Annotated in this window: 23 protein-coding genes; 14 read left to right on the top strand and 9 right to left on the bottom strand. The window is 67.8% G+C overall.

Annotation, left to right across the window (positions count from 1 at the left end; translation table 11 throughout):
* The first annotated feature begins 1 nt into the window (after window position 1).
* Window positions 2–769, top strand: a complete 768-nt coding sequence (locus tag DM194_RS02015) for a M48 family metallopeptidase (RefSeq protein ID WP_111065686.1) — start codon at window positions 2–4, stop codon at window positions 767–769.
* 96 nt (window positions 770–865) lie between these two features.
* Here the strand turns inward: DM194_RS02015 and DM194_RS28920 are convergent, their stop codons facing one another.
* Window positions 866–4123 carry a bifunctional diguanylate cyclase/phosphodiesterase gene (locus tag DM194_RS28920; protein WP_111065685.1) on the bottom strand — a complete coding sequence of 1086 codons (3258 nt, stop codon included), beginning with the start codon at window positions 4121–4123 and terminating at the stop codon, window positions 866–868.
* A gap of 424 nt (window positions 4124–4547) precedes the next feature.
* Between DM194_RS28920 and purB the strand changes: the two genes are divergently transcribed.
* The 4 genes from purB (at window position 4548) to rarD (ending at window position 7777) form a co-directional block, all read left to right on the top strand.
* Complete coding sequence (gene purB / locus DM194_RS02005) at window positions 4548–5843, top strand: adenylosuccinate lyase (RefSeq protein ID WP_111065684.1); 1296 nt, start codon at window positions 4548–4550, stop codon at window positions 5841–5843.
* 158 nt (window positions 5844–6001) lie between these two features.
* Window positions 6002–6241, top strand: coding sequence for a BolA family protein (locus DM194_RS02000; protein WP_012973287.1), 240 nt, complete (start codon window positions 6002–6004; stop codon window positions 6239–6241).
* A gap of 113 nt (window positions 6242–6354) precedes the next feature.
* On the top strand, window positions 6355–6690 hold the full coding sequence (grxD, locus tag DM194_RS01995; RefSeq protein WP_085088255.1) for a Grx4 family monothiol glutaredoxin: 336 nt from the start codon (window positions 6355–6357) through the stop codon (window positions 6688–6690).
* A 160-nt stretch (window positions 6691–6850) separates the two neighbouring features.
* A complete protein-coding gene (rarD, locus tag DM194_RS01990) occupies window positions 6851–7777 on the top strand; it encodes an EamA family transporter RarD (RefSeq protein WP_111065683.1) in 927 nt (308 codons plus the stop codon).
* A gap of 3 nt (window positions 7778–7780) precedes the next feature.
* Here the strand turns inward: rarD and DM194_RS01985 are convergent, their stop codons facing one another.
* The gene (locus tag DM194_RS01985) at window positions 7781–8446 is read right to left on the bottom strand and encodes a TetR/AcrR family transcriptional regulator (protein WP_111065682.1); all 666 of its coding nucleotides are present in this window, start codon (window positions 8444–8446) and stop codon (window positions 7781–7783) included.
* A gap of 135 nt (window positions 8447–8581) precedes the next feature.
* On the opposite strand from DM194_RS01985, the gene DM194_RS01980 reads away from it, so the two are divergent.
* A complete protein-coding gene (locus tag DM194_RS01980) occupies window positions 8582–9697 on the top strand; it encodes an alkene reductase (protein WP_111065681.1) in 1116 nt (371 codons plus the stop codon).
* A 144-nt stretch (window positions 9698–9841) separates the two neighbouring features.
* Here the strand turns inward: DM194_RS01980 and DM194_RS01975 are convergent, their stop codons facing one another.
* Window positions 9842–10354, bottom strand: coding sequence for a hypothetical protein (locus DM194_RS01975; RefSeq protein WP_111065680.1), 513 nt, complete (start codon window positions 10352–10354; stop codon window positions 9842–9844).
* Window positions 10355–10676: 322 nt separating this feature from the next.
* Here DM194_RS01975 and DM194_RS01970 point away from each other — a divergent pair, with 322 nt between their 5' ends.
* The 6 genes from DM194_RS01970 to nifW all read left to right on the top strand — a co-directional run bounded on the left by DM194_RS01970 (window position 10677) and on the right by nifW (window position 15772).
* Window positions 10677–11069 (top strand): HesB/IscA family protein, encoded by a 393-nt coding sequence (locus tag DM194_RS01970; protein WP_111065679.1) that lies wholly within the window; start codon window positions 10677–10679, stop codon window positions 11067–11069.
* Between the two features lie 57 nt (window positions 11070–11126).
* Window positions 11127–12050: a Fe-S cluster assembly protein NifU gene (nifU, locus tag DM194_RS01965; protein WP_111065678.1), complete on the top strand. Its 924-nt coding sequence runs from the start codon at window positions 11127–11129 to the stop codon at window positions 12048–12050.
* 45 nt (window positions 12051–12095) lie between these two features.
* Entirely contained in the window at window positions 12096–13316 is a 1221-nt protein-coding gene (gene nifS / locus DM194_RS01960; RefSeq protein WP_246024243.1) for a cysteine desulfurase NifS, read from the top strand.
* A gap of 149 nt (window positions 13317–13465) precedes the next feature.
* The gene (gene nifV / locus DM194_RS01955) at window positions 13466–14587 is read left to right on the top strand and encodes a homocitrate synthase (RefSeq protein WP_111065676.1); all 1122 of its coding nucleotides are present in this window, start codon (window positions 13466–13468) and stop codon (window positions 14585–14587) included.
* Entirely contained in the window at window positions 14584–15423 is an 840-nt protein-coding gene (gene cysE / locus DM194_RS01950; RefSeq protein WP_111065675.1) for a serine O-acetyltransferase, read from the top strand. The genes nifV and cysE overlap by 4 nt, the downstream gene beginning before the upstream one ends.
* A 13-nt stretch (window positions 15424–15436) precedes the next feature.
* Complete coding sequence (gene nifW / locus DM194_RS01945; RefSeq protein WP_111065674.1) at window positions 15437–15772, top strand: nitrogenase-stabilizing/protective protein NifW; 336 nt, start codon at window positions 15437–15439, stop codon at window positions 15770–15772.
* 232 nt (window positions 15773–16004) lie between these two features.
* Here nifW and DM194_RS01940 read toward each other — a convergent pair whose 3' ends face one another.
* A complete protein-coding gene (locus DM194_RS01940; protein ID WP_111065673.1) occupies window positions 16005–16307 on the bottom strand; it encodes a hypothetical protein in 303 nt (100 codons plus the stop codon).
* A gap of 295 nt (window positions 16308–16602) precedes the next feature.
* On the opposite strand from DM194_RS01940, the gene DM194_RS01935 reads away from it, so the two are divergent.
* Window positions 16603–17010 (top strand): response regulator, encoded by a 408-nt coding sequence (locus DM194_RS01935; protein WP_111065672.1) that lies wholly within the window; start codon window positions 16603–16605, stop codon window positions 17008–17010.
* 114 nt (window positions 17011–17124) lie between these two features.
* Here DM194_RS01935 and DM194_RS01930 read toward each other — a convergent pair whose 3' ends face one another.
* The 5 genes from DM194_RS01930 to DM194_RS01910 all read right to left on the bottom strand — a co-directional run bounded on the left by DM194_RS01930 (window position 17125) and on the right by DM194_RS01910 (window position 24048).
* Window positions 17125–17418, bottom strand: coding sequence for a ferredoxin family protein (locus DM194_RS01930; protein ID WP_111065671.1), 294 nt, complete (start codon window positions 17416–17418; stop codon window positions 17125–17127).
* Entirely contained in the window at window positions 17415–18716 is a 1302-nt protein-coding gene (locus tag DM194_RS01925; protein WP_111065670.1) for an FAD-dependent monooxygenase, read from the bottom strand. Before DM194_RS01925 ends, DM194_RS01930 begins: the two co-directional genes overlap by 4 nt.
* A 28-nt stretch (window positions 18717–18744) precedes the next feature.
* Window positions 18745–19824, bottom strand: a complete 1080-nt coding sequence (locus DM194_RS01920) for an electron transfer flavoprotein subunit alpha/FixB family protein (RefSeq protein WP_111065669.1) — start codon at window positions 19822–19824, stop codon at window positions 18745–18747.
* Window positions 19825–19849: 25 nt separating this feature from the next.
* On the bottom strand, window positions 19850–20701 hold the full coding sequence (locus DM194_RS01915) for an electron transfer flavoprotein subunit beta/FixA family protein (protein ID WP_111065668.1): 852 nt from the start codon (window positions 20699–20701) through the stop codon (window positions 19850–19852).
* 227 nt (window positions 20702–20928) lie between these two features.
* Window positions 20929–24048, bottom strand: coding sequence for a response regulator (locus tag DM194_RS01910; RefSeq protein ID WP_111065667.1), 3120 nt, complete (start codon window positions 24046–24048; stop codon window positions 20929–20931).
* Window positions 24049–24236: 188 nt separating this feature from the next.
* Between DM194_RS01910 and DM194_RS01905 the strand changes: the two genes are divergently transcribed.
* Window positions 24237–25082: a BglII/BstYI family type II restriction endonuclease gene (locus DM194_RS01905; RefSeq protein ID WP_111067672.1), complete on the top strand. Its 846-nt coding sequence runs from the start codon at window positions 24237–24239 to the stop codon at window positions 25080–25082.
* The last annotated feature ends 11 nt before the right edge of the window (window positions 25083–25093 follow it).

Here is a 25093-nt window from a genome sequence, read left to right as displayed (position 1 = left end):
CATGGTGCAGCGCCGCCCTTCCCTCCCCGCCCTCTTGCGCAAGCGCAAGCGACCCGCCGCCCGGCCGCCCCAGCCGCCGCGTGCGCTGGAGATTTCCGGCCTGCCGATTCCGCTGGAGCTGCGGGAGAGCGCGCGGGCCACCCGCATGACCCTGCGCGTCGATGCCGGGCGCGGACTGGTGCAGGTTGTCGTGCCGGTCGGCGTGTCGGAAACCGACGCCCGCCAGTTCGTCGGCCGGCATGACGGCTGGCTGCGGGCGCGGCTCGCCGCCATGCCGCCGTCCCTGCCCTTCGCCGACGGCGCCAGCGTGCCTTACCTCGGCGTCGAGCATGTCATCCGCCACGACCCCGCCCTGCGCGGCCCGACCCGGATCGAGGAGGGCGCCCTGCTGGTCGGCGGCCAGCCGGAACATGTGGCCCGCCGCGTCCGCGATTTCCTGACCGCCGAGGCGAAGCGCGAACTGGCGACCCGCGCCCGCGTCAAGGCCGCGTCCATCGGCGCCCGCGTCGCCGCCGTCACCATCCGGGACACCAGGAGCCGCTGGGGCAGTTGCTCGTCCACCGGCCGGCTGTCCTTCTCCTGGCGGCTGATCCTCACGCCGGAACCGGTGCTGGACTATGTCGTCGGGCATGAGGTGGCGCACCTGCGCGAGATGAACCACTCGCCGCGCTTCTGGGCGCTGTGCGCCAGCCTGACCGCCGGGCAGAACGTCGAACTGCCTCGGGCCTGGCTGAAGGCCAACGGAACGCGGCTGCTGCGCTACGGATAATACCGCCGGGCGAAAGTTCCGGCTTGCGCGCGGCGGTAAGGGCCGCGACTGCGGCCCCGCAGGCCCGTGCCTGCGACGGCAAGCGGCCCGCGCCCCCTACTTCACCGTCTCCGCCATCTGCGCCCGCGCGGCTTCGGCATCGCGCCGGACGAAGTCCAGGAAGTCCTCGAAGGGCATGGGACGGCCCAGCAGATAGCCCTGGCACTGGTCGCAGCCCATGGCGGCGAGGCAGTGATACTGCTCCTCCGTCTCCACCCCCTCGGCCAGCGTCTGCATGCGCAGGGACCGCGCCATGCCGATGATCGCCTCCGCAATCGCGCCGCTGTCCGGGTTGCCGGCGCGCAGGCCGCTGACGAAGCTGCGGTCGATCTTCAGCTTGTCCACACGGAAGCGCTTCAGATAGGCCAGCGAGGAATAGCCGGTGCCGAAATCGTCGATGGCGAGCGGCACCCCCATCTCGCGCAGCTGCGAGAAGGTTTCCGACACCACGTCGGAATCGTCCATCAGGACGCTTTCCGTCACCTCAAGTTCCAGTGCCGAGGGCGGAATGCCGTAGGCCGACAGCCAGCCGGCCACCCGCTCCGCCAGCCCGGGGCGGCGCACCTGCACCGCCGACAGGTTGATGGCGATCAGCAGATCCCGGTGCCGCAGCAGTTCCGCCGCGCGGCGGCAGGCCTCCCCCAGCACCCAGTCGCCCAGCGGCAGGATCAGGCCGGTATCCTCGGCCACCGGAATGAACTGGCCGGGCATGATCAGCGTGCCGTCGGGCTGGCGCCAGCGCACCAGCGCCTCCGCCCCGACAAGCCGACGGCCGTCCAGCGAGAACTGCGGTTGGAAATGCAGCTCCAGCTCGTTGTTGGCCAGCGCGCGGCGCAGGTTGTTTTCCGTCCACATCCGGTCCGAGGCGCGCTGGTTCAGTTCCGGCGTGAAGAACTGGTAGGTGGCGCGCCCGGCCTCCTTGGCGGCGTACATCGCCATGTCGGCGCTCTTCAGCAACCCGTCGATGCCGGTGCCGTCGTCTGGATAGACGGCGATGCCGATGGAGGGCGTGACCTGCAGTTCGTGCCCGTCGATCAGATAGGGCTCGGACAGGGCGTGCAGCACCTTGCGCGCCACGATGCCGGCCGCATCGGGGTTGTCCATGTCACTGATCAGGATGATGAACTCGTCGCCGCCCTGGCGGCTGACCGTGTCGCTGGCCCGCACGGTGCCGAGCAGCCGCACCGCCACCTCGCGCAGCAGCCCGTCGCCGACCTGATGGCCCAGGCTGTCGTTGATGGTCTTGAAACGGTCGAGATCGACGAACAGCAGCCCCACCCTGGTGCCGTGCCGCCCGGCGGCCAGCAGGGCGCGCTCCAGCCGGTCGCGCAGCAGGAAGCGGTTGGGCAGGTCGGTCAGGAAATCGAACTGAGCCAGATGGCGGATGCGCTCCTCCTGCGCCCTGGTCGCGGTGATGTCGGTGAAGGCGGCGATGTAATTGACGACCACCCCATTCTCGTTCCGCACCAGCTTGACGCTCAGCCATTCCGGGAACGCCTCGCCGTTCTTGCGGGTGCTCCAGATCTCGCCGGCCCAATGGCCGTTCTCGCGCAGTTGCGTCCACAGCTCCTCGTAGAAGCCCGGCGGGTTGTGGTCGGAGCGCAGGAATTCGGGACCGCGGCCCAGTACCTCCTCCCGGTCATAGCCGGTGATGCGGGAGAAGGCGTCGTTGGCGGCGACGATCTGCTTGTCCTCGTTGGCGACGAACATCCCCTCCGCCGCGTTGTCGAACACCTTGGCCGACAGCCGCAGCTGCCATTCCGACCGCTTGCGCTCGGTGATGTCGCGGGCGATGGCGGAGTAGTAGACGTCGCCTTCATAGGTGATGCGGCTGGCCGTGACCTCCAGGTCCAGCCTGCGGCCGTCCGGGGCGTGGTAGACCGTCTCGTAATGGCTGGCCGCGTCCTCGCCCTCCGCGGCGAAGCGTTTCAGCAGATCGGCCTGCCCCATCGCCAGATCTTCCGGCGTCCCGCCCAGCGCCTTGCAGCCGAAGGGGTTTATGTAGGCGATGCGCAGATCGGCATCGGCCAGGACGACGATCTCCGATACATGGTCGACGAAGAAGTTGGCGAGGTAGAGCTGCCGCGCCCGTTCGCGCAGCATGCTGTCGCTGTGCCGGACCCGCAGCTGGTAGCTGCCGACGATGCGCCGGATCCAGCCGGTGACCAGCCAGGACACGCCGACCGACGCGGCCAGCGCCACGCCCAGCACCGCGACCGTGGTCCAGACCCGCTGGTTGACGCCGCGGCTGATTTCCGCCCGGCGGATCTCCATCTCCTTGCCGACATCATCGATGTAGAAGCCGGCGACCAGGATCCAGCCCCACACCGTGGGGGCGGAGACATAGGCCATCTTCGGCGTCGGCCGCGCGGTAACCGGATGGACCCAGTCGTAACGCACCTCCCCGCCGCCCTGGCGTCCCTGCTCCAGCAGTCGGGTGACGAGATCGCGTTCGGTCTTCCACGGCAGGTCGCGCGCGTTCATTCCCTCCGATGCAGGCGCGGTGGGCGACAGCAGAACCTGCCCGTCCTGGCGCAGCACGCCGATGTAGCCGGTCTCTCCGAAGCGGAAGGCCCGCAGCCGTTCCAGAGATTCGCGCTGAAGCTGCGCCTCCGCCGCCTCCAGCGAATCGCTGGCGCCGATCAGCCAGTCGAAGGGTTCGAAGCGGCGGACGAAGGCCAGCTTCTCCACCATCCGCTCCGGGTCGTCGGGCATGCGCCAGCGGTAGCGGGCGAAACCGCGCAGGTTGGGATCCTGGACCGCCCGCATCAACTCGCGCACCGCCACGGCACCCTGGGGATCGGTGGCCGCGAGGGGCAACGTTCCCTCCCGCGCCGGTTCGATCGGCATCAGCACCGACCGGCCGTCCAGGTCGTTGATGAAGTAGTAGCCGCGCCCGCCGGAGAAGCGCAGCGGCCGCAGCGTCTCCTTGATGGATTCCTTCACCGCCGCGTCGGGCAGGATGTCCTTTTCCCGGTCGTGGATGCTGCGGGCGATGGCATGGGCCTCGGACACCTGGGCGCGCAGATGCTCCCTCAGAAGCGGTTCGACGCGCGAGCGCATGTAGGCCAGATAGGATCGGGCGTTCTCGACCTCCTGCACCAGAGCCTGATGCTGTTCCTGGACATAGCGCGCCTCGCTCTGCTGCAGATCGTGCTCGAGATCGGCCCAATGCTGCCAGACGAAATAGAAGCCGAGCCCGAGGACGAGCGCCGACACCAGCGCCATCGACGCCAGGAATTGCAGGCGGTAGAGCCGGGCCTCGTCCGACGAGCGCGACGGCGCACGGACCAGCTCGGCGACGGGGTCGGACAAGAAGGGCTCCTTTCGGATGGCCTGATCTGATGAAACTCCCGGAAACCGGCTGGGCCCGGCCCCGATGCGCTGTGCAAGTGTTGCTTAATGCTCGCACGGATTCAACCGCAAGCGAAGCGCGCCCACCGGGGCGCGACTCTTTGACTGTTTTCCTCTCCTCCTGATCGCCGTCGCGGCGCAGCGGCAAGTCCATAGGGAAACAGCGGAAACTTCGCCGGCCGGGCCTTAGGCGCGGATTCCCTTAGGCCGGCAACGGTTCGACCGCTAACATTAATGCACCCGAGGACGGCCCGGCCCGGACGGGCACGGCCCGGGGCATCGCGAGGCTTTAAAACGCACCCGGGCACCGCTATGGTCGCGCGCGCGTGCTATGAGACCCGCAAGCCACCCTCAATCCAGCGCCCGCATCCTCCGGAGAGTGCCGATGATCCCCCGCTATACCCGCCCCGAAATGGCCCGCATCTGGGAGCCGGAAAACCGCTTCCGCATCTGGTTCGAGATCGAGGCGCACGCCTGCGACGCGCAGGCCGAGCTGGGCGTGATCCCGAAGGAGGCCGCCAAGGCGGTGTGGGAGCGCGGCAAGTGGGAGATCGACCGCATCGACGAGATCGAGCGGGAGACCCGCCACGACGTCATCGCCTTCCTGACCAACCTCGCCGAATATGTCGGCCCCGAGGCCCGCTTCGTCCACCAGGGCATGACCTCGTCGGACGTGCTCGACACCTGCCTCGCCGTCCAGCTGACCCAGGCCGCCGACCTGCTGCTGGCCGACATGGACGCGCTGCTGGCGGCGCTGAAGCGCCGGGCCTACGAGTACAAGGACACCGTCACCATCGGCCGCAGCCACGGCATCCATGCCGAGCCGACGACCTTCGGCCTGAAGCTGGCCGGCCATTACGCCGCCTTCGCCCGCGGGCGCGAGCGTCTGGTCCAGGCGCGCCACGACATCGCCACCTGCGCCATCTCCGGCGCCGTCGGCACCTTCGCCAACATCGACCCGCGGGTGGAGGAGCATGTCGCCGCCAAGCTGGGCCTGTCGGTGGAGCCGGTGTCGACCCAGGTCATCCCGCGCGACCGCCACGCCTTCTACTTCTCCGTCCTGGGCGTGATCGCGTCGAGCATCGAGAACCTGGCGACGGAAATCCGCCATCTGCAGCGCACCGAAGTGCGCGAGGCCGAGGAGTATTTCCACCCCGGCCAGAAGGGCTCGTCGGCGATGCCGCACAAGCGCAACCCGGTCCTGTCGGAGAACCTGACCGGTCTTGCCCGCATCGTGCGCTCCGCCGTGGTCCCGGCGCTGGAGAACGTGGCGCTTTGGCACGAGCGCGACATCTCCCACAGCTCGGTCGAGCGCATGATCGGCCCCGACGCCACCGTCACGCTGGACTTCGCCCTGGCGCGCCTGACCGGCATGATGGAAAAGCTGGTGGTCTATCCGGAGCGCATGCAGAAGAACCTGGACGATCTGGGCGGTCTGGTCTTCTCGCAGCGCGTCCTGCTGGCGCTGACCCAGGCCGGGATGAGCCGCGAGGACAGCTACAAGGCGGTGCAGCGCAACGCCATGCAGGTGTGGGAGAAGGGCGGCAACTATCTGGATCTGCTGTCGGCCGACCCCGACATCGCCAAGCACATCAGCCGCGACCAGCTGGAGCCGATGTTCGACATGTCCTATCACACCAAGCATGTCGACACGGTGTTCAAGCGCGTTTTCGGCGAGTGACCTTCTGATGGCGCGGGCCGTCCCGGCGTCTTCCGCATTCCGGCAAATATTTGCCGGTGGATGACAAACGGCGCGCCCGCGCCTACTCTATCTTGAAAAGCATGTGCCCGGGCGGGGCAATCCTGAACAGAGCCCTGAACAGAACGAGGATTGGACCCATGGCGATGGAAGCCGCCACGATCGAAAAGCTCATCAAGGAGGGCATCCCGGACGCGGTCGTCGAGATCGCGGATCTGCGGGGCGACGGCGACCACTATGCCGCCCTCGTAACCTCCGCCGCCTTCAAGGGCAAGAGCCGGGTGCAGCAGCACCAGATGGTCTACGCGTCCCTGCAGGGCAAGATGGGCGGCGAACTGCACGCCCTGGCGCTGACCACCGCGGTGCCGGAAGGCGCCTGAGGACGGATGCCGGAAGGCGCCTGAAAGTCAAAGCCGCCCGAAGGCGCCTGAAGACAAGTCGTAACGGACATGGTTCCGGCACAGCCGGACCGAATCGGAAGGGTTATCGAGTCATGGTCGATCAGAACGTCGTCGAGCGCATCGAGCAGGACATCAAGAACAACGATGTCGTGCTGTACATGAAGGGCACCCCGGTGTTCCCGCAGTGCGGCTTCTCCGCCGCCGTCGTCCAGGTGCTGAGCCACACCGGCGTCAAGTTCAAGGGCGTCAACATCCTGGAGGATCCGGGCCTGCGCCAGGGACTGAAGGAATACTCGAACTGGCCGACCTTCCCGCAGCTCTACGTCAAGGGCGAGCTGGTCGGCGGCTGCGACATCGTCCGCGAAATGTACGAGTCGGGCGAACTGCAGACCCTGATGGCCGACAAGGGCGTCGCCACCGCCGCCTGATACGGCCGGGTTCTTCAGGGACCACAGCGAAAAGCCCCGCTTCGGCGGGGTTTTTTGTTGGGGGAAGAGGGCGCGGGGCGGGAGTGATGCCGGTTGCGCAGCCCGGCCATGTTCGTCCGCCCGCTGCCGGACTGCGCAAACAATGTGCTAAACGGACGGTATGGTTCAGACCCCGCCCCCCGCCAAGGCCCCGACCTCCACAACCGCGGCGTTCGTCGCGGCGCTGGCCTCCTACCTGATCTGGGGGCTGGTCAACCCGGTCTTCTTCAAATCGCTGGGCGATGTCGGCGCGGTGGAGATCGTGGCGCACCGCGTGGTGTGGACTGTGGTGCTGGTCGGCATCGGCGTGCTGGCCACCCGCGGGCCGGCGGCGATCGTGGCGGCGGTGGGAAGCTGGCGCCGGCTGGGCGTGTTCCTGGTCACCACGCTGCTGGTGACCACCAACTGGACCGTCTTCATCTGGGCGGTGGTCAACAGCCGCCTGGTCGAGGCCAGCCTGGGATACTTCATCAACCCGCTGGTCAATGTGCTGCTGGGCGTGCTGTTCCTGAACGAACGGCTCAGCCGCGGGCGGATGCTGGCGGTCGTCATCGCCGCGGCCGGTGTCGGCAGCCTCGTCGTCAGCTACGGCGCCGTGCCCTGGGTCGCCCTGTCGCTGGCGCTGTCCTTCGGTTTCTATGCGCTGGTGCGCAAGAAGGCGGCTGTCGATCCGGTGGCCGGCCTGCTCGTGGAAACCGCGCTGCTGCTGCCGGCCGCTCTCGGCTATCTGCTGTGGCTGGGCGAAAGCGGGGCCTTCGGCCATGAATGGGGCGAGAGCGCCCTGCTGGTGCTGGCCGGGCCGATGACCGCGGTGCCGCTGGTGCTGTTCATGATCGGCGCGACCCGGTTGACCATGACCACGCTCGGCCTGCTGCAATATGTCGGGCCGACCGGACAGCTTCTGCTGGGCGTGCTGGTCTATGGCGAGGCCTTCACCCGCAGCCATGCCATCACCTTCGCCTGCATCTGGGTGGCGCTGGCCGTCTTCACCGCCGACGCGGTGTACAGCCACCGAACCGCCGCCCGTACCGCGACCGTCGCGGAGTGACCGTTACCGCGGCGTCAGGCCGTGGGCGATGGTGTGGGCCAGCGTGCCGACCATGGCGCAGATGCCGGCGTCGTCGCGGCCGAACACCACCTGATCGAGGAAGCCCAGCCCGAAGCTGAGCGTCGCGATGCCGGCCGCCACATTGCCGAGGTCGGCGTCGGCGGCGATGGCGCCGCGGTCGCGAAACCCTTCCAGTCGCTTCAGCAGGCAGGGAATGCGGCTCTGCGACAGGGTGCGGGCCATCTCGTCCGCCACCGCCTGGTCGACCAGGGCGCGGGCCAGCACGACGCGGGTGAAGTCACGGCATTCCCAGCTGTGCTTCAACTGCGCGTGCAGGAAGCGGGCAAGGTCGGTCTCCAGATCCTCGTCCGGCGGCGGCAGCTGGCAGCCGCCCGATTCCTCGCGCCAATAGCGTTCCACCACCGCCAGCAGCAGCCCGCTCTTGCCCGAGAAATAGCGCTGGATCAGCTGTTCGTTGACCCCGGCCCGCCCGGCGATCTCGCGCGTCGTCGCCGCGTCGAAGCCGCGTTCGGCGAAAACCAGCTTGGCGGCGTCGAGCAGCGCGCCTTCCGTCGCGGCACGGTCGCGCTTGCGCACCCCGCCCTCGCATGCTGCGTCGGTGGCGCCGTTGCCGGGGCAACAGCCCTCCGCGTCCCTGCTTGCGTCCAAAACCCGTCCCTCTCACCTGCTGCCGTCGGCCCGATAATAAGTATGCGGATACATACTTGACAAGCGGCGGGCTCCGGTTCAAGTATGTACTCACATACATACAAGCCGATTTGCCCAACAGGGGGTAGTCCCGCCATGACGCAAAGCACTGCAAAGCCTGACCTGTTCACCCCGCTCCGCCTCGGCGCGATCGAACTGCCGAACCGCGTCGTCATGGCGCCGATGACCCGCAGCCGCGCCGGCGAGGGCAACTGCCCGACCGCGCTCACCGCCGAATACTATGCGCAGCGCGCCTCCGCCGGGCTGATCATCACCGAGGCGACCCAGGTCTGCGACACCGGCCAGGGCTATCCCAACACGCCGGGCATCCATACCGACGCGCAGACGCTGGGCTGGCGCGCGGTGGCCGAGGCCGTGCACGGCGCCGGCGGGCGGATCGTTGCCCAGCTCTGGCATGTCGGCCGCATCTCCCACCCGCGCTTCCAGCCGAACGGCGCCGCGCCGGTCGCCCCGTCGGCCATCGCGGCGAAGGGCCAGCTCTACACCGGCGCGGGCATGGAGCCCTTCCCGGTGCCGCGCGCCCTGGACACGTCCGAGATCCCCGGCCTGGTCCGCCATTTCGCCGATGCCGCCAAGCGCGCGGTGTTCGATGCCGGCCTGGACGGCGTCGAGATCCATGCGGCCAACGGCTATCTGATCGACCAGTTCCTGCGCGACAGCACCAACACCCGCACCGACCAGTATGGCGGGACGGTGGAGAACCGCTGCCGCTTCCTGCTGGAGATTCTGGAGGCCACGGCCCATGCCGTCGGTGCCGGACGCATCGGTGTCCGCCTGTCGCCGACCGGCGTGTTCAACGACATGAGCGACAGTGACCCGCTGCCGCATTTCCTGGCGATCACCAAGGCGCTGAACCCCTTCAACCTCGCCTATCTGCATGTGATCGAGGGCCGGCCCGGCCACCACATGGCCCCGCCGGACGGGGCGCCGCATGTGGCGTCCGTCCTGCGCGCGGCCTTCAAAGGTCCGTTCATCCTGAATGGCGGCTACAGCCGCAGCGACGCGGACGCCGCGCTCGCCAAGGGCGAGGCCGACGCGGTCAGCTTCGGCGAGGCCTTCATCTCCAACCCGGACCTGCCCGTGCGCTTCCGTGCGGATGCGCCGCTGGCCGAGCCGGACCGCGCCACCTATTACGGCGGCGACGCCAAGGGCTACACCGACTATCCGGCCCTGGAATCCGTCGCGGCCTGACAGGTTTGCGGCCCCGAATTCCCCAAAGGGGCCGCAATTCCTCCCGACGTGAGAGCACGTCGTGAGAGCGTCGCGAGACGCAAATCCCCGCTGCCCCCGGCCCGGTTCCCCCCTGGGCCGGGGGATTTTTTTTGGGGGATGCCGTTACGCCGCCCCGCCCTCTCCGTCCAGCCCGCGGGCGAGGGCCGCGATGGTGCCGTAGCCGACCTGATCGGCCGGGTCGATCTCCGCCATCCTGGCGAGGATCGCCAGCGCCTTGTCCCGGTTGTGGCGGCGCAGTTCGATGAAGGCCAACGCCTTCATGGTGAACAGGAAGAAGCGCGCCGGCCCGGCCGCCGTCCAGTCGGTGGAAACCGCCGTCAGCTGCGACCAGTCGGCGGGAAAGCCGCCCTGGAGTGCGGCGGCATCAAGCCCGATGCGGGCGACCCGCTCCGCCTCACCCAGCTTCTTGCGGTTGAAGTAGAATTTGTAGAGCGCATAGAAGACCGGCAGCACCCGGGGCCCCATGCGATGGGCCTCCCACAACAGCGCCTCGCAGCTGTCCGGCATGTCGCGGGCCTTCACCGCCTCCTGCAACAGTTCGTCGATCCGTTCCGGCACATCACCGAAGGCCATGCGGCCGTTCGACATCCTGAGTTCGATCGGTTCGTCGCCCATCGCTTCCCTCGCCTTTCCGCTGCCTGGATTTTCCGTTGAGAAAATCAACCATCCGACGCACCGACGACACCACATGGTACGCGCGCAGGAGCGGGGAAAGACCATAATATTTTTGTGCGGCGAAGTGTCGCGGCTGTCGCAAAGGCGACACGCGCCAAACCCGACAAAATGGTTCGCTTGCGGAACTTTGTCGGACTTTCGCCACGCCCGCCCAGCCTGACAATCCTTTCATATCAATGCTTTGCCCCATTGGCACACCGCTTGCTTTATTCCCCGTCAGATCGGCCGGCATCCCCGGCAACGCGGCTTGAGGAGGCGGGACATGGTGACTCTGACAGATGCGGCGGTTTCCACCCTGGAACGGGTCCTGGCGAAGTCGGGCGGCGGCGCCGCCGGTTTGCGGATCGCGGTGACCGACGGCGGCTGCGCCGGCCTGAAATACCAGATGGGCCTCGAGGCGGCGGCCGGCGACGACGACGCGGTGCTCAGCTTCGGCCCGGTCACCATCTTCGTCGACGCCAACAGCCAGCCCTTCCTGTCCGGCGTCGTCGTCGATTTCGTCGAGGGCATCGAAGGCTCCGGCTTCAAGTTCGACAACCCGAACGCGACCAGCAACTGCGGCTGCGGCAAGTCCTTCTCGGCCGGTGAAGGCGGAAGCTCCTGTTCCACCTCCTCGTCCGACTGCGGCTCGTCGGCCCCCTATTCGACGCACTGATCCCGCCCCCGGACAGCTCTTCCCCTAGGCGCGCACCCACGGAAAGGCAGCAGCGACATGTGGAACTACACCGACAAGGTCAAGGAACACTTCTTCAACCCGAAGAACTCCGGTGTCCTGGACAGCGCCAACGCGGTCGGCGAGGTCGGCTCCATCACCTGCGGCGACGCGCTGCGTCTGATGCTGAAGGTCGATCCCGACACCCAGATCATCCAGGACGCTAAGTTCCAGACCTTCGGCTGCGGCTCGGCCATCGCCTCCTCCTCGGCGCTGACCGAGATGATCATCGGCAAGACGGTGGACGAGGCGCTGACCCTGACCAACCGCGACATCGCCGAGTATCTCGGCGGCCTGCCGCCGGAGAAGATGCACTGTTCCGTCATGGGCGCCGAGGCGCTGCGCGCCGCCATCGCCAACTACAAGGGCGAAGCGTGGGAAGACGACCACGAGGAAGGCGAACTGGTCTGCAAATGCTTCGGCATCGACGCCGCGATGATCGAGCGCGCGGTGAGCGTCAACGGCCTGACCACGCTTGAGGAAGTCACCCACTACACCAAGGCCGGCGGCTCCTGCCAGACCTGCCACGAGAAGATCGAGGAGGTGCTGGAAGAGGTGCTGGCGAAGACCGGCGCCCTGACGCCCGCCAAGAAGCATGCCCCCGGCACCGTCGGCCTCGACGCCATCAAGCCGCTGGAGCCCAAGGCGGAAACGGCCGCGGCGCCCAAGCTGACGAATGTCCAGCGCATGCAGGCCATCATGAGCGCCATCGAGGAGATGCGCCCGCAAATCCAGCGCGACGGCGGCGACGTGGAACTGGTCGACATCGACGGCAAGGACATCTATGTGCGGCTCTCCGGCGCCTGCTCCGGCTGTTCGCAGTCGGCCGGCACGATGATGGGCGTGCAGATGAAGCTGGTCGAGAGGCTCGGCGAGTTCGTGCGGGTCAAGCCCGCGTCCCTCATGCCGGCCCATGCGGGCTAAGGGGAGCGCCAAGCCATGAGCCGCCAAACCATGAGTCGCCAAACCATGAGTCGCCAAACCATGAGTCAGGGCATCTATCTCGACAACAACGCCACCACCCGCGTCGACCCGGAAGTGCTGCAGGAGATGCTGCCGCTCTTCACCGACCATTTCGGCAACCCGTCCTCGATGCACGGCTTCGGCGCCGCGGTGGGCGGCAAGATCGAATGGGCGCGCTGCCAAGTCCAGGCCCTGCTGGGGGCCGCCCATGACAGCGAGATCGTCTTCACCTCCGGCGGGACGGAAAGCGACAACACCGCCATCCTGTCGGCGCTGGAAGCCTATCCGAAGAAGCGCGAGATCGTCACCAGCGTGGTCGAGCACCCCGGCGTGCTGGCGCTCTGCGAATATCTGGAGAAGAAGCGCGGTTTCACGGTCCACCGCATCCCGGTGGACGGCAAGGGCAACCTCGACATGGAGGCCTACCGCGCCGCCCTGTCCGACCGGGTCGCCATCGTCTCCATGATGTGGGCCAACAACGAGACCGGGACGATCTTCCCGGTGGAGGAACTGGCGCGCATGGCCAAGGAGGTCGGCGCCCTCTTCCACACCGACGCGGTGCAGTCGGTCGGCAAGATCCCGATGAAGCTGGCCGACAGCGCCATCGACATGCTGTCGCTGTCCGGCCACAAGCTGCACGCCCCCAAGGGCATCGGCGCGCTCTACGTCAAGCGCGGCCTGCGCTACCGCCCGATGCTGCGCGGCGGCCATCAGGAACGCTCGCGCCGCGCCGGCACCGAGAACGCGCCCGGCATCGTCGGGCTGGGCGCCGCCGCCCAGCTGGCGCTCCTCCATATGGGCGACGAGAACACGCGGGTGAAGGCGCTGCGCGACAAGCTGGAACAGGCGATCCTGGCCGCGGTGCCGAGCTGCTTCGTCACCGGCAACCCCGACAACCGCCTGCCCAACACCTGCAACATCGCCTTCGAGTATATCGAGGGCGAGGCGATCCTCCTCCTGCTGAACGAGGCGGGAATCGCGGCCTCCTCCGGCTCCGCCTGCACCTCGGGCTCGCTGGAGCCCAGCCACGTCATGCGCGCCATGGGCGTGCCCTACACCGCGGCCCATGGCGCCACCCGCTTCTCGCTGTCACGCGACACGACGGAGGAGGAGATCGACCGGGTCATCGCCGTGGTGCCGGGCATCATCGCCAAGCTGCGCAGCCTGTCGCCCTACTGGCAGCAGGAAGCCGGCAAGCCCAAGGAATTCGCGCCCGTTTATTCGTAACGGCTCAGTTCGTTACACCGGAATCGCAGGCCGGGTCGATGGCCCGTCCCGGCACCCCGCCCGACGACACCCCGTCGGGGCGGATCCCCGGCCCGGCCTGCGACACTTACTTGGGGGGCAATCGCCGCCCCCGCGTGCGAGGTGCCTCCATGCCCACCACCTTCGCCACCATCAACGACACCACGCTGCGCGACGGCGAGCAGACCGCCGGCGTCGCCTTCACGCTCGATGAGAAGATCGCCATCGCCAAGGCGCTCGACGCCGCCGGCGTGCCGGAGCAGGAGATCGGCATCCCCGCCATGGGCGAGGAGGAGCGCGAGGGCATCCGCGCCGTGGCGGCGCTGGGGCTGAAGGGCCGGCTGATGGTGTGGTGCCGCATGCACGACGCCGACCTGAAGGCGGCGCTGTCCTGCAATGTCGGCTTCGTCAACCTGTCGATGCCGGTGTCCGACATCCACATCACGCGGAAGCTGAAGCGCAGCCGCCCCTGGGCGCTGGCCGAGATCGAGCGCCGGGTGAAACAGGCGCGCGACCATGGGCTGGAGGTCAGCGTCGGCGGCGAGGATTCCTCCCGCGCCGACATGGATTTCCTGATCGCCGCCGCCACGGTGGCGCAGGCCGCCGGCGCCCGCCGCTTCCGCTTCGCCGACACGCTGGGCGTGCTCGACCCCTTCCAGACGCGCGCCTGCATCGAACGGCTGCGCCGGGCGACCGACCTAGAGATCGAAATCCACGCCCATGACGACCTCGGCCTCGCCAACGCCAATTCGCTGGCCGCGGTGCTGGGCGGCGCCACCCATGTCAACACCACGGTGAACGGCCTGGGCGAGCGCGCCGGCAACGCCCCGCTGGAGGAGGTGGTGGTGTCGCTCAAGCACCTCTACCACATCGGCACCGGCGTGGAGACGCGGTCGCTCGGCGTCATCAGCGATCTGGTGGAGCGGGCGTCCAACCGGCCGGTGGCGGTCAACAAGTCGATCGTCGGCGCCGCCGTCTTCACCCACGAGGCCGGCATCCATGTCGACGGGCTGCTGCGCGACCGCGCCACCTACCAGAATTTCGACCCGGCCGAGGTCGGGCGCGAGCACCGCATCGTGCTGGGCAAGCATTCGGGAACCGCGGCGGTGAAGCTCGCCTATGAACGGCTCGGCATCGCCTGCGACGACGCCACGGCGCAGGCGGTGCTGCCGCGCGTCCGCGCGCTGGCCACCCGCGCCAAGCGGCCGCCGACCGCCGAGGAACTGCATGCCTTCCTGGAGGCGGCGACATGACCGGGCCAGCAAGCTCTCCGGGCATTCTGGCCCTGCTGCGCGAGGACGTCGCCTGCGTGTTCGACCGCGATCCGGCGGCGCGCAACGTCTTCGACGTGCTGACCTGCTACCCCGGCATCCATGCGCTGGTGATCTACCGCTTCGCCAACGCGGCCTGGCGGCGGGGGCTGCGCTGGCCGGCGCGTTTCCTGTCCTATGTGGCGCGCGCGGTGACCAACATCGACATCCATCCCGGCGCCGCCATCGGCCGCCGCTTCTTCATCGATCACGGCGCCGGCGTGGTGATCGGCGAGACCGCGGAGGTCGGCGACGACGTGACGCTCTATCACGGGGTGACGCTGGGCGGCACCTCCTGGACCAAGGGCAAGCGGCACCCGACGCTGGCGGACGGCGTGCTGATCGGTGCCGGCGCCAAGATCCTGGGGCCGATCACCGTCGGCGCCAACGCGCGGGTCGGCGCCAATTCCGTTGTGACCAAGCCGGTACCGCCGGGAATGACCGTGGTCGGCATCCCCGGCCGGGTGGTGCGGCCGGAAACTCAACGCCATCCGTCCGGCAGCCAGATCCCGGATCACGGCATCGACCTGGAGCATCACCTGATGCCGGACCCGGTCGGCAAAGCCATCGCCTGCCTGATCGACCACATCAACCGCATCGAAGCCCGGCTGGAAGCCCACACCGCAACCGAAACGTCTGAGCTTTCCGCCAGGAATATCCGTCTTTCGGAATTTCGGCTTAGCGATATACGTTTGGACGGTGTGGCCTGCAGCTCTTGTGGCAACATCTGCGACCAAGAGGGGTGCGGCCCCTCCCCTTCCACCCAGCAGCACGCGTGAGGAGCCTTCGACGATGAGCGATTTCACCGACGAACTCGACGATCTGGAAACCGCGGAAGACTTCCTGCGCTTCTTCCACGTCACCTACGACCAGCGCGTGGTCAACGTGAACCGCCTGCATATCCTGCAGCGCTTTCACGACTACCTGTCGGCGGACCATGGGATGGAGGGGCTGGACGACGACGGCATGTCGGCGCGCTACCGCTTCCATCTGGAACGCGCCTACCAGGATTTCCTGGTGTCCAACGCCATCGCGGAGAAGACCTTCAAGGTCCACAAGGAAGAGGCGCGCAAGATGGCCGACCGCTTCGTCCCGCTGGACAGCCTGCTGGGGTCGCCGGCCGGCTGAACCGCCGGCAGCAGCCCGATGATGTGATACCCCCGAGCGTAAGCACTGACTTACGCTCGGGGGCAAGGGCCGCGACTGCGGCTCCGCAGGCCCGTGCCTGCGAAGGCAAGCGGCCGGACGGCCGCGCCCGCCGCTTGAGGGCGAGCCTAAAGTCTGATGCGTCAGACGTTAGGCCCGATAATATGAAACGAGGCGGAATGAAAGGGGGGCGCCGGTCGCGCTCCCTTTGCCGTCAGTGGATCTTGCTCTCGTTGGGGCCGTCATCGCGCCGATAGACATGGACGTGATAGGCGGCCATCGGGTTTTCGTCGATGTAGCGCAGCAGCTCCTGCTCCGTCCGCGGCGTGGCGTCGCGGATCAGGACCTGCCAGGCGGGCTCCATCGTCGCACGCATGGTCTCGTCATGGGGCAGCATGATGAAGCCGGCCCATTCCGGGTCGAAATCCGCCAGATAGCTCTTGGCGTAGTGCTTCATCATCGCCGCGTCGTTGACGTTGACGCTCTCCATGTTCTCGAAACAGACACGCAGGTCCATCGCCGTTCTCCTCATGGAATAATGCGCGGCCCCGCCAATGATCCGCAAGGGACGCGCGCAGGGCCGCGATGTTCGGTCCTGAAAACAGCCATAAGATAGAGATGGTACGCCGACGGGGTGAAAAACAGGGGCATACGGTCCTTCCCCAATCAGCCGCGCCCGAGCTGCGGCCATACCTGTCCATTGCGCCATGCATCGGGCGCAGACCGCACCATTGGTCATAACCCTGCGATTTTTGGGTTCGCCGACTGCGCGGCTCCTGTAGAATTCTTGTGACAGCACCTGCGCGAGCACGATGACAGATCTTACGCCTGCCTCCGACCTTCCCCTCCGCATCCTCGTCGTCGAGGACGAAAGCCTTGCCGCCATGGCTCTGGAAGAGATCCTGGGCATGCTGGGCTTCACCGTCATCGGTATGGAGGACAATGCCGACGCCGCGATCGACGCGGCCGACCGGCTGCGCCCCGACATCGTGATGATGGACATCCGCCTGCTCGGCCCCCGCGATGGGATCGAAGCCGCCACGGCCATTCGCGCCCGCACCGGCATCCGCTGCATCTTCACCTCCGCTTTCGCCGATGCGGAGACCCGGCACCGCGCCGCCGATTGCGAGCCCTTCGGATTCGTCCGCAAGCCCTATTTCCCGGCGGAACTGCAGCGGGCGCTGGACCACGCGGCGGGGGTGTTGCGGGGTACCGTTTAGAACAGTGCCGGCGGGAGATCCCCCGGCAACCGCTCCCCGCCAAAGAAACCGGCCCCCGCACGTCGCCGCGCGGGGGCCATTCGACTTCGGGGGAAGACAGCGGACGCGGGCCGGTCAGCCGAACTTGTAGCTGATGCCGTAACCGCCGCGCGGATAGTCCCAGGCAATGTTGCCCTTGTCCTGGCAGACGACGCGGCAGGTGCCGCATTCCAGGCAGCCGTCGGTCACCAGCGTCACGCCGCCGGTCTCGTTCTTGCTGTAGCAGGCGGCCGGGCAGCAGAAGGTGCAGGCCTGCTTTTCGCAGCTCTTGCAGGCTTCCTCGCTCTTGATCTGGATATGCGGCCGGCTCTCGTCGACGATATAGCGGTTCTGATAGAGCTTCTCTTCGACCTTGACCATCATGTTCATCGCACGGCCCTCACCAGCTTGATTGCGTCACCGACCAGTCCCATCACCGAGCGGCGCTTGATGAAGGACTTCATGATCTGCTTTTCCTTCGACTTCTTGTCGACGCTGTCCACGGTGAACCAGCTGTGGGCCGCCGCGGTGATTTCGTCGGGATAGGCGCCGAAGAACTGCTTGTTGCCATGCATGATGCCGGGCAGATCGCGATACTTCTTCAGGTCCTTCATGATGAAGCTGTCGTCCAGCTTCTTCTTGTAGGCGGCCAGGTTCGACGCGGAATAACCCTTGCCGGCGGCCTTCAGCTCGATCACCGTCTCCGCCGCCATCCGGCCCGAAGCCATGGCGAGGTTGGAGCCCTCGCGGTGGGCGGCGTTGTTGAAGTGGGCGGCGTCGCCGACCACCATCCAGCCGTCCCCGTAGAGCTGCGGAACCGCCTTGTAGCCGCCCTCGGGGATCATGTGGGCGGCATATTCCTTCATCTCCGCCCCTTCGATCAGCGGCTTGATGACGGGGTGGTTCTTCAGGTCCTCCAGCATCCGGTAAGGCGGGCAATCGCCGTTCTTGAAGTCGGAGATCAGGCAGCCGATGCCGATCGTCAGCGATTCCTTGTTGGTGTAGAGGAAGGCGGTGCCGACCATCCCCTTGGTCACCTTGCCCATGATCTCGATGACGACGCCTTCATCCTCCTTGACGCCGAAGCGCTGCTGGATCAGTTCGGGATCGATGAAGAGGATCTCCTTCACCGCCAGCGCCACATTCTCCGGTGCCGCTTCGGTCTGAAGCCCGGCACGCTTGGCCAGAAGGGCATTCACGCCGTCGGCCAGGATGACGACATCGGCATGGATCTCCCCGCCCTCGCGGTCGGTGCGCACGCCGATCACCTTGCCGGACGCATCGCGGATCAGCTCCGTCACCGTCGTCTCGCAGATCTGCAGGCCGCCGACCTTGCGGATCTGCTCGCCCCACCATTTGTCGATGTTGGCGCGGATGATGGTGTAGCGGTTCGGCTTGTCGCTGTTGAAGGACTCCGACCGGTAGTTGGTGCCGAGATAGCTGTCGTCGCCCAGCAGCCAGACGCGCTGTTCGATGATGTGGCGCTCCGTCGGGCAATCGTCCCGGAAGTCCGGGATGATCCTCTCAAGCTCATGGGCGTACATGATGCCGCCCTGGACGTTCTTGGCGCCGGGATATTCGCCGCGCTCGAGCTGGAGCACCTTCAGCCCCTGCTTGGCCAGCGTGTAGGTGGCGGCGTTGCCGGACGGGCCGGCACCGATGACGATGGCGTCGAACTTTTCGACCATGTCGACAGGCTCCTTTCTCGTCCGGCGGTCAGCCGGCCATGCGGTTGACGGACAGGCGGCGGCCGAAGGCATCGGTCAGCGCCGGCAGGATCTTCAGCGCGTCGCCGACCAGCCCCAGATGGGCGAAGTCGAAGATCGTCGCGTTGGGATCGGTGTTGATCGCCAGGATCAGGTCCGACTTCTCCATGCCGACCCGATGCTGGATGGCGCCGGAGATGCCGGCGGCGATGTAGAGCTTCGGCCGCACCGTCTTGCCGGTCTGCCCGACCTGACGGTCATTGCCGGCCCAGCCGGCCTGGACCAGCGGCCGGGTCACGCCGACCTCGGCGCCCAGCACCCGGGCGAGATCGAAGGCCAGCTTCATGTTCTCGACCTTGCCCAACCCCTTGCCGGCCGACACGATGATGTCGGCGAAAGCCAGCTGCGCCTCGTTCTGCTCGCGGTCGGCGATGAAGTTCAGAACCTTGGTGACGATGTCCTCTTCCCGCAGATCGGGCCGGATTTCGACGACGCGGCCGGTGCGGGCATCGTCGCATTCCGGCATCGCCATGACGCGCGGGCGGACGGTGGCCATCTGCGGCCGGTAGGCCAGCGTCTGGATGGTGCAGAGCAGCGTGCCGCCGAAGGTGGGCCGGGTGGCGGCCAGCGAGCGGTTGTCGGCGTAGATGTCCAGCTCGGTGCAGTCGGCGGTCAGGCCGGTCGCCAGCGTGGTGGCGATGGCGCCGGCCAGATCGCGGCCCAGCGTGGTGGCGCCCAGCAGCACGATCTCCGGCTTGTGGGCGTTCACCACGTCGGTCATCACGCGGCAATAGGGATCGGTGCGGTAGTCGGCCAGCGCCGGGTCGGTCACCTTGTAGACGATGTCGGCGCCATAGCTGATGGCTTCGCCGCAGATGCGGTTCAGGTCGGGGCTTTCGGCACCCAGGACCACGGCACCGACCTCCACCCCCAGCTTGTCGGCCAGCTTGCGTGCCTCGCCCAGCAGTTCCAGCGACACGGAATGGACGATGCCGCGCTCCTGCTCCACGATCACCCAGACGTTCTTGTAAACCTTCAGGTGTTCGGGAAGCTGGAACTTGCGGCCCTGGGGCTTGCTCGGTTCGCTCATCGTCGGGTCTCCCGCGGATTGATCGTCAGAGCCCGGCCGCGGCGCGGGCGAGCAGGTCGTCGGCCAGCTTGGGCTGGGCGGCGAAAATGGCGTCGATGGCGGCGGCGGCCATCGCGTCGGGCGTATCGGATGCGGCCTCGATCATCTTGGCCTTCTCGGCGCGCGGCTTCGGCACGAACACCTTCGACACCACGGTCGGCGAGCCCTTCAGGCCGACGCGGCCCTCTTCGGCGCCGGTGTAGTCGCGGCTCCAGGTCTTCAGGTCGTAGCGGGCGGCGCGGAACAGATCGTCCATCTTGCCGAAGCGGATGGTGTTGGTGCCTTCCAGCATGGTGATCATGCAGGGAAGCTTGGTCTTCAGCACCTGCACGCCGCCTTCGGAGCGGCGCTGCACCACGATCTCCTTGGAGGCGATGTTCAGGTCTTCGATCTTGGTGATGTAGGTCAGCTGCTCGAAGCCGAGCCGGGTGGCGATGCCGGGGCCGACCTGGGCGGTGTCGCCGTCGACGGTCTGCTTGCCGCAGAAGACGATGTCGACCGGCTCCTCCTCCGCCAGCTTCTGGATGGCGGAGGTCAGGGCGTAGGAGGTCGCCAGCGTGTCGGAGCCCGCGAATTTGCGGTCGGTCAGCAGCACCGCGTCGTCGGCGCCCAGGGACAGGGCCTTGCGCAGCGAGGTTTCCGCCATCGGCGGCCCCATGGTCAGCACGGTGACGCGGGCGCCCACCTTGTCCTTCAGCCGCAGCGCCTCTTCCAGCGAGAACAGGTCGAAGGGGTTGATGATGGCGGGCACGCCCTGCCGCATGATGGTGTTGGTGACGGGATGGATGCGGATCTGGGCGCTGTCGGGCACCTGTTTGATACAGACGACGATGTGCATCCCGTTCTCCTTGGCTTCCGCTCTCGCTGTGACGCGCATGTGGGTTTTGGGGCCGGCACGGGGCCGGGATACCCCCATGACAGCAAGCGGCGTGCCAGCCGGAGGATACCGGCCAAGCCACGGGAAATGTTCAGAGTTTTCCGAAGCTGCGATGCAACATGACCTTGTCGCAAAGGCGACAAGGGGGCTGCCATGTCGGGTTCGTTACAGCCGGCGCGGTTGGACGATCAGACCGCTTCGATATGGCCGACGACGCGGTCCAGCTCGATGCCGACGCGGGCGACCATGGCGGCGATGCCGTCCAGCCGGCGGTCGATCACCGCCATCTCCACCGCGTCGGCGGCGGCGGCGAGATCGCGGGCGCCGACGGTGCGCGAGGATCCCGCCAGCTTGTGCGCGGCCTGCCGCACCTCGTCCCAGATCTCGCCCGCCAGCGCATCGATGAGCCAACGGTGGGAACTGCGGTTGGAGGTGACGAACTCGCCCAGCAGATGGCGGACGAAGTCGACGTCACCTTCGAACAGCGCGGTCAGCGCCCCCATGTCGAGCGGCGGCAGCAGGTCGGCCGCCTGCTGCGGCGAATCCTCCACGGCCTCCGGCGAAGCTTCGACGGCCTCCGGCGAAGCTTCGACGGCCTCCGGCGGCTGGGCGGACGGCTCGGCGGGCTCCTCCTCCGCCCAGCCTTCCGCGTGACCGTCCGGCGGCAGGAAGCGGTCGAGCACGCGGCGCAGGTCGGCGAGGCTGACCGGTTTGGCCAGCGTGTCGTCCATGCCCGCGAGCAGGCAGAGCTGGGCCTCGTTCTCCGTCGCGTTGGCGGTGATGGCTACGATGGGCAGGCGGGGGCCTCCCCCGGCCGCTTCCGCCGCCCGGATGCTGCGGGCCAGCTCCATGCCGTCCAACTCCGGCATCTGACAGTCGGTCAGCAGCAGGCCATAGCCGCCGGTCCGCCACAATGCGAGCGCCTGGGCGCCGTCCTCCGCGGTTTCCATGACATGGCCCAGCAGGGTCAGCTGACGCTGGATGACCTGCCGGTTGGTCGGGTGATCCTCGGCCACCAGGATCAGGCGGCCCTGCGCCCGCGCCTCCTCCACCGAGGGCAGCCGGCGCCGGCCGGCGGCGGGAGCGGCGGGCTCCGGTTCCGGCTGCAGATCGGCCCGGCCGCCCTCCCCGGCCGGCATGCGTCCGGCGGCGGCCAGGACGGCGCGGATCAGGCTGGTCCGCCGCACCGGCCGGCCGAGCACGACGGTCCCGGCGCCGGCCCCACCCCCCGATGAGGCGAGCGCGGCCGTATCGCCGGCGGTCAGCGCGTCGCCGCCGATCAATACGTGGCCACGCACCCGGCCACGCGGGTCGCCGTCCAGTGCCGCGCCGTCTGTGCCCAAGGTGGAGACCAGCACGTCGCAGGCGGCGGTGGGCAGCAGGCTGCGCAACGCCGCGCCGGCATCGGCGGCCTCAACCACCTGGGCGCCGTCGGCGTTCAGGTAGCGGGCGAGAAAACCGCGCTCCTCCGCATCCGCCGCCAGCAGCAGCACCGTCACGCCCTGCAGCGGCGCCCGCTGAGGGCAGGCGTCATCCTCCGCCGGGACCAGATCGGCCGCGAAAGTGAACCAGAAGATGGAGCCGACATTCGGTTCGCTGGCGACGCCGATGTCGCCGCCCATCAGTTCGGCCAGGCGCCGGCAGATCGACAGCCCAAGCCCGGTGCCGCCGAAGCGGCGGGTGGTCGAAACCTCCGCCTGGGTGAAGGGGCGGAACAGGAGGAGCTGGTTTTCCGGCGAGATGCCGATGCCGGTATCGGTCACCGCCACCCGGATGATGACGCGGTCGCCGTCGAAATGGGCCAGTTCCACCCGCACCGTCACCGAACCGGACTGGGTGAACTTCACCGCGTTGCCGGCGATGTTGAACAGCACCTGCCGGATGCGCACCGGATCGCCCAGCACCGCGGCCGGCAGGTCGGGATCGACATAGGTGATCAACGACAGGCCCTTCGCCCGCGCGCCGGGGGCCAGCGTGTCGGCCACCCCCTCCACCACGCCGGCCAGCGCGACCGGCACCCGCTCCAGGTCCAGCCGCCCGGCCTCGATCTTCGAAAAGTCCAGGATGTCGTTGATGATGGTCAGCAGGGCGCCGGCCGATTCCCGCACCACGGTGACCAGCTCGCGCTGATCGCCGGTCAGGCTGGTGTGCTCCAGCAGTTCCAGCATGCCCTGGATGCCGTTCATCGGCGTGCGGATCTCGTGGCTCATGGTCGCCAGGAACAGCGACTTCGCCTGGTTGGCCGCCTCCGCCTCCGACCGCGCCGCCTCCGCCGCCTCGCGCGCCGCCACGAGGTCGCGCGTGCGCTCGGCCACCTGGCCTTCCAGGCTGCGGTTCAACTCGGTCAGTTCCTCATAGAGGTGGACGTTGTCGAAGCCGATGGCGACCTTGGCGCAGAACACCTCCAGCAGCCGCCGTTCGTCCGCCGTCAGCGCCCGGCCATGGCCGAGATAGACCGCCGTGTCGTGCCGCCCGGTGGCGGAGCGGAAGACCACGACGCTGTGCCCGCGCTCGAACCGGTTGCGGCCGTCGGCCAGCGCCGCCGTCACCGCCTGCACCGCCTCGTTCGGCAGGGCCAGGAACAGCGGCGTTCCCTCCATCCCGACATGGCGGCCGGCGCCGCCCAGCACCAGCGGTTCCGACGTCCGCGGCCCGCCGGACATGCCGTCGCACCGGCGGCTGACCAGCGCCACACCGTCGGCGGGCGGACAGACGCCGACGATCTGCGCCACGGCATGGCGCACGAATTCCGCCATCGTCCGCTTGCCCAGCAGCGTGGAGGAGGCGTCGAGGATGCGCTCCAGCCCCTCGCGGTGGTCCTCGATCGCGGTGATGTCCTGATACCCGCGCAAGGCCGCGACGACGGAGGTGAACAGCTTCTGCGCCGTCAGTTCCGTCTTCGATTTGTAATCGTTGATGTCATAGCTGAGGATGACGTCGCGTTCCGGCGCCTGTCCCGGCTGGCCGGTGCGCAGGATGATGCGGACCCGGCGGTTGCTCAACTCGCTGCGGATGTAGCGGACCAGCCGCAGGCCGGCGTCGTCGGATTCCATCACCACGTCGAGCAGGATCACCGCGATGGCCGGGTTGTCCCGCAGCACCCCGCGGGCCTCCGCCGCGGTGGCGGCCGACAGGAACTGCGCCGGGCGCCCTTCGAAGCTGAAGCCGCGCAGCACCATCTTGGTGGTGGCGTGGATGGCGGGGTCGTCGTCGACGATCAGGATCAGCCAGGGCTCGACCGGTTCGGCGGCCTCGGCCGTCACCTCGACGGCGGGCTCCTCCTCCGCGAACAGGAATTCGTCGCTCATCACGGTCCCCCGGCGAACTTGCCGCGCATTTTCCACCCCGGCGCGCGGGCGACCTTACCATAGCTGCGGGAATAGTCGCCAGTTCGGCCCCGGCCGGCGCCGCGAGGCGGTGCCGTCGGGCGGAAAGGGTGGATTTGGCCGGCCGCAGCCGCCATGGTGGCGCCGTTTTCCATCGCGCATGTGCCGTCATGAACCTGCTTGCCTGCATCCACGACAAGGCCCCGCTGATCGAGGCGCGGGATCCCGACCTGGGCGACCTGTTCCCGCCGGGCTTCCTCGACCTGTACGAGGTGCACAGCTACCGCAACGCGGCCCGCATCCTGGCCTATGCCTGCACGCCCGAGTTCCGCGAGATCACCGAGCGGCTGATGGAGTTCCGCATCCGCACCGAGGACATCGTGGCGTCCGGCGGCAACAAGTCGCAGATCGCCAAGACGATGGAGCGGATGCTGAACCCGCTGGGCTGGAACGAGACGCGCATCCGCGGCGACCTGTTCATCACCAAGATGATCGTGACGCACGAGGAAAAGCGCCGCGTCGCCGGCAAGAACCGCGGCCAGACCGTGACCGAGCAGCGCCAGCGCGAGGAGCTGTACAAGGTCAACGGCTTCATCGACGGTCACAAGATCGACTTCGTGAAGGGGCGGGTATCGTTCGATCTGGAATGGAACAGCAAGGACCAGACCTTCGACCGCGATCTCTACGCCGCCCGCACCTTTTACGAATGCGGCATCATCAACGCCGGCGTGCTGCTGACCCGCAGCGCCGAGCTGATCCCGCTGTTCACCGAGGTGGCGCGGCGCGTGGAGATGAAGAATTTCCAGAACAAGTACGGCGCCAGCACCACCTGGATGAAGAAGCTGCTCTACCGGCTGGACGCCGGCCGCGGCGGCGGCTGCCCGGTGCTGGCTCTCGGCATCCGCCCGGCGGTGGTGTCGGATTTCGAGGAATGGAAGGACAGCCACCCCGTCGTCCGCCAGGCGGCGACCTTCGATGTCGATACCGGGGCGGAGGACGAGGACGATCTTTGGTAAGCGGGGCGGCG

The sequence above is a fragment of the Azospirillum ramasamyi genome (genome assembly GCF_003233655.1).
In the GTDB taxonomy this organism is placed as follows: Bacteria; Pseudomonadota; Alphaproteobacteria; order Azospirillales; family Azospirillaceae; genus Azospirillum; species Azospirillum ramasamyi.
Note: the sequence above shows the minus strand (reverse complement) of the source record. Positions and strands in the feature narration are given on the sequence as shown.